The organism is Methylobacterium sp. GC_Met_2, assembly GCF_026540795.1.
Taxonomy (GTDB): domain Bacteria; phylum Pseudomonadota; class Alphaproteobacteria; order Rhizobiales; family Beijerinckiaceae; genus Methylobacterium.
This window is the reverse complement of the sequence record NZ_JALNUM010000215.1, coordinates 1-4,086: the sequence shown is the minus strand read 5'-3', so window position 1 is coordinate 4,086 and position 4,086 is coordinate 1. Positions and strand designations below refer to the sequence as shown.

At 67.2% G+C, this 4,086-nt stretch carries 3 protein-coding genes; all 3 read left to right on the top strand.

From position 1 onward, the window contains the following. Window positions 1-1,725, top strand: a 1,725-nt coding sequence (locus OXS49_RS32780) for an ABC transporter substrate-binding protein (RefSeq protein ID WP_267428684.1), incomplete at its 5' end; no start/stop codon positions are given. Next, window positions 1,722-2,738, top strand: a complete 1,017-nt coding sequence (locus OXS49_RS32775) for an ABC transporter permease (RefSeq protein WP_244007592.1) — start codon at window positions 1,722-1,724, stop codon at window positions 2,736-2,738. The genes OXS49_RS32780 and OXS49_RS32775, both read left to right, overlap by 4 nt. Next, on the top strand, window positions 2,735-3,883 hold the full coding sequence (locus OXS49_RS32770; RefSeq protein ID WP_244007590.1) for an ABC transporter permease: 1,149 nt from the start codon (window positions 2,735-2,737) through the stop codon (window positions 3,881-3,883). Before OXS49_RS32775 ends, OXS49_RS32770 begins: the two co-directional genes overlap by 4 nt. Window positions 3,884-4,086 lie beyond the last annotated feature (203 nt).

Here is a 4,086-nt window from a genome sequence, read left to right as displayed (position 1 = left end):
GGTGGCACGATCCGGACCCTGATCGCCAAGGCCCGGGACGTCCGCTACCTCTCGGTCTACGGCTACACCCGCCTGGTCGGCTACGATGCCGACTTGAACCTGCGGCCGGACGTGCTGGAGCGCGTCGATGTTGAGGGCGGGCGCTTCACCTTCACCCTCCGCAAGGGCCATCGCTGGTCGGACGGGCATCCGTTCACCACCGAGGATTTCCGCTACTACTGGGAGGACGTCGCCAACGAGACGGCGCTGAGCCCGGACGGGCCGCCGGCCTTCTTCCGGATCGCGGACAAGCTGCCCCAGGTCGAGGTGCTGGATCCGGTGACGATCCGCTTCAGCTGGGACCGGCCGAACCCGCTGTTCCTGCCCGCCCTGGCGGCGCCGCGGGATCCGCTGATCTACCGCCCGTCGCACTACCTCAAGCCGGTCCACGCCCGCTACATCGGCAAGGATGCGGCCGACGCGAAGGCCAAGGCGCTGAAGCTCCGCAGCTGGGCCGCCCTGCACAACCGCATGGACGACAATTACGAGCTCGGCAATCCGGACTGCCCGACCCTGCAGGGCTGGGTGCCGCGGACGCGCTCGCCCGCCACCCGGTTCCGGTTCGAGCGCAACCGCTCCTATCACCGGGTCGATACGGCCGGCACCCAGCTGCCCTATGTCGATGCGATCGTCATGGACGTGGCCTCGCAGGGCCTGCTGGTCGCCAAGACCAATGCCGGCGAGGCGGATTTGATGTTCCGCGGCCTGTCGATGCCCGACATCCCGAGCCTCAAGGAGGGCGAGGCGATGCACCGCTACCACACCTATCTGTGGCCGGTGGCGCGCGGCTCGGAATTCGCTCTCTACCCAAATCTGACTACCGCGGATCCCGTCTGGCGCCAGCTCAACCGTGACGTGCGCTACCGCCACGCCCTGTCGCTCGCCATCGATCGCCGGACCCTGAACAACACGCTCCTGTTCGGGCTCGGTACCGAGGGCAACGACACGATCGTGTCGGACAGCCCGCTCTTCGAGCCCGCGATGCGGACCCTCAACGCCGGCTACGACCCGGCCGCGGCGGCCAAGCTTTTGGACAGCGTGGGGCTGACCGGTCGCGACGGGTCCGGCACGCGGCTCCTGCCCGACGGGCGCCCGCTGGAGATCGTCGTGGAGAGTGACGGCGAGGCCGAGATGGTGCTCGACGCGCTGCTGCTCATCACCGAGTTCTGGCGCGAGGTCGGGATCCGTCTGGTAACCAAGCCGCAGGAGCGCACCAACCTGCATCGGCGCTCCATCGCCGGCATGACCGTGATGGTGGCCGCCCAAGGGCTCGACCTTGCGGTCCCGACCGCGATCATGCCGCCGACCGAGCTGAGCCCCGCGCAGCCGGAGCACTATTCCTGGCCGCTCTGGAGCATGAACGTCGAGAGCCGCGGCAAGAGCGGGGAACCCTGCAATGTGCCGGAGGTCGAGCGCCTGATCGAGCTCGACCGCCAGTGGCGCGACACCGACGACGCGGCCAAGCAGGCCGCGATCTGGCGCGAGATGCTGATGAACCACGCGCGCAACACCTGGGTGATCGGCACCGTGGCGGGAGCGCTGCAGCCCGTGGTCGGAGCCGATCGCCTGGTCAACCTGCCGAAGCGCGCCCTCTATTCCTGGGATCCCACGGCCCTGATCGGCGTGCAGCGCCTCGACGAGCTGTTCTGGGATCAGGCTGCCGACAAGCGTGTGGAGGCCCGGTGATCGCCGTCATCCTCCGCCGCGTCCTCACGATGGCGGCGACGCTGCTGGTGATTTCGGCGCTCGTCTTCCTCATCATCAAGCTGCCGCCCGGCGATTATCTCTCCAACAGGATCATGGAATTGCGCGCCACGGGCGACGCGACGTCGGTGGCGAAGGCCGAATTGCTGATCCAGCAATACGGGCTCGATCGGCCGGTCTGGCAGCAATACCTGATGTGGATCGGAGTCATGCCCGGCTCGGTGGGCTTCTCGGGGCTGCTCCAGGGCGATTGGGGCTGGTCGTTCGAGTACGACAAGCCGGTGGCGGACGTCGTCGGCGACGCCCTGTGGCTGACCCTCCTGATCAACCTGACCGCGGTCGTGTTCGTGCATCTGGTGGCGATTCCGGCGGCGATCTACTCGGCGACGCACCGCAACACGTTCGGCGACGCGGTGGTCACGCTGCTGGGCTATGTCGGCTTGGCGGTTCCGGGCTTCCTCCTGGCGCTGATCCTGCTGTTCTATGCCAACCGCTGGTTCGGGCTGTCGATCGGTGGCCTCTACGATTCCGCGCTCACCAGCCAGCCCTGGACCTGGGCAAAGATCCGCTCGCTGCTGGGCCATCTGGTCGTGCCGACCCTGGTGATCGGGCTCGGCGGGACGGCGGCGATGATCCGGCGCATGCGCGCCAACCTGCTGGACGAGCTTGCCAAGCCCTACACGGTCACCGCCCGCGCCAAGGGCCTGCCGCCCTTGAAGGCCCTGCTGAAATATCCGTTCCGCATGTCGCTGAACCCGTTCGTGGCGGATATCGGCAACCTGCTGCCGCATCTTGTCTCCGGCTCGGTGCTGGTCTCGCTGGTGCTGAGCCTGCCGACGGTCGGGCCGCTGCTCCTCGAAGCCCTGCGCAGCCAGGACCAGTTCATGGCCGGCTTCATCCTGATGTTCGTTGCTTCCCTCACGCTGGTCGGGATGCTGATCTCCGACCTGACCCTGGTCTGGCTGGATCCGCGCATCCGCATGGGACTGCGATGACGGACGCGATTCCCGCCGACCGCCACTTCGTCGATCCGGCGCTCTTTGAGCCGGATGCCGGCCCAGAAGGCCTCGCGAAGAGTGCGTCCGCGTGGCGGCTGATCGTCCGAAAATTCCTGCGCCACCGCATCGCGGTCGCTTCGGCCGTAATCCTGCTCGCGCTCTACGCGATCGTGCCGTTCGTCGAAATGCTGGCGCCCTACGGTCAGGCCCGGCGCAACGGCGACTTCCTGTACGCACCGCCCCAGGGCGTCCACCTGTTCCACGCGGGCCGGTTCGTCGGGCCGTTCGTTTATCCCTACCGGGCGCATCTCGACCTCGCCACGTTCCGCCGGGACTACAAGGTCGATACGGCGGCCCCGCAACCGCTGCGCTTCCTGTGCCGGGGCGACGGGTATGATTGGCTCGGGCTCGTCCATACCGACCTGCACGTCGTCTGCCCGCCGGAAAACGGCACCCTGTTCCTGCTCGGCACCGACAAGCTCGGGCGCGACCTGTTCTCCCGCCTGATCTACGGGACGCGGATCTCGCTCACGATCGGCCTCGTCGGCGTGGCGATCTCCTTCGCGCTGGGACTCTTCTTCGGCGGCATCGCGGGCTATTTCGGCGGCATCGTGGATGCCGGGGTGCAGCGGCTGATCGAGGTGGTGCGCTCCCTGCCCGAATTGCCGCTCTGGCTCGCGCTCTCGGCGGCCCTGCCGCCGAACTGGAGCCCGCTCCTGATCTTCTTCGGCATCACGGTGATCCTGGGACTTCTGGATTGGCCCGGTCTTGCCCGCGCGGTGCGCGGCAAGCTCCTGGCCCTGCGGGAGGAGGATTTCGTGCAGGCCGCGGAGCTGATGGGCGCCTCGCCGGCCCGGGTGATCGGCCGGCACCTCATCCCGAACTTCATGAGCCACCTGATCGCCTCGGCGACCCTGTCGATCCCCACCATGATCCTCGGTGAGACCGCCCTCTCCTTCCTGGGGCTCGGCCTGCGTCCGCCGGTGACGAGTTGGGGCGTGCTCCTCAACGAAGCGCAGAATCTGGCAGCCGTGCAGCTCTATCCGTGGCTGCTGGCGCCGGTGCTGCCGGTACTGGTGACGGTGCTGGCCTTCAACTTCCTGGGCGATGGGCTGCGGGACGCGGCCGACCCGTATCAGTGAGGGCTTGTTCGACCCCAGAATTCGGGTTTTCAAAGGGCTGATGTCCAGCCCTTTCAAGGTATCTGGGCTGGCTGCAAAGATCGCAATCCATGGCCCTAATACCAACCCTCATTGATCAGAACCCATGAGCCCATTTGCGCAGTCCGATGGACATGATGTGCCAGGGTCGGTCGATGAGGGTGTTCCAGGCGTAGCAGCAGTGA

Excerpts from the sequence above, each read along its gene's own strand:
- OXS49_RS32770 (WP_244007590.1), top strand. The coding sequence starts at position 2,735 with ATGACGGACGCGATTCCCGCCGACCGCCACTTCGTCGATCCGGCGCTC.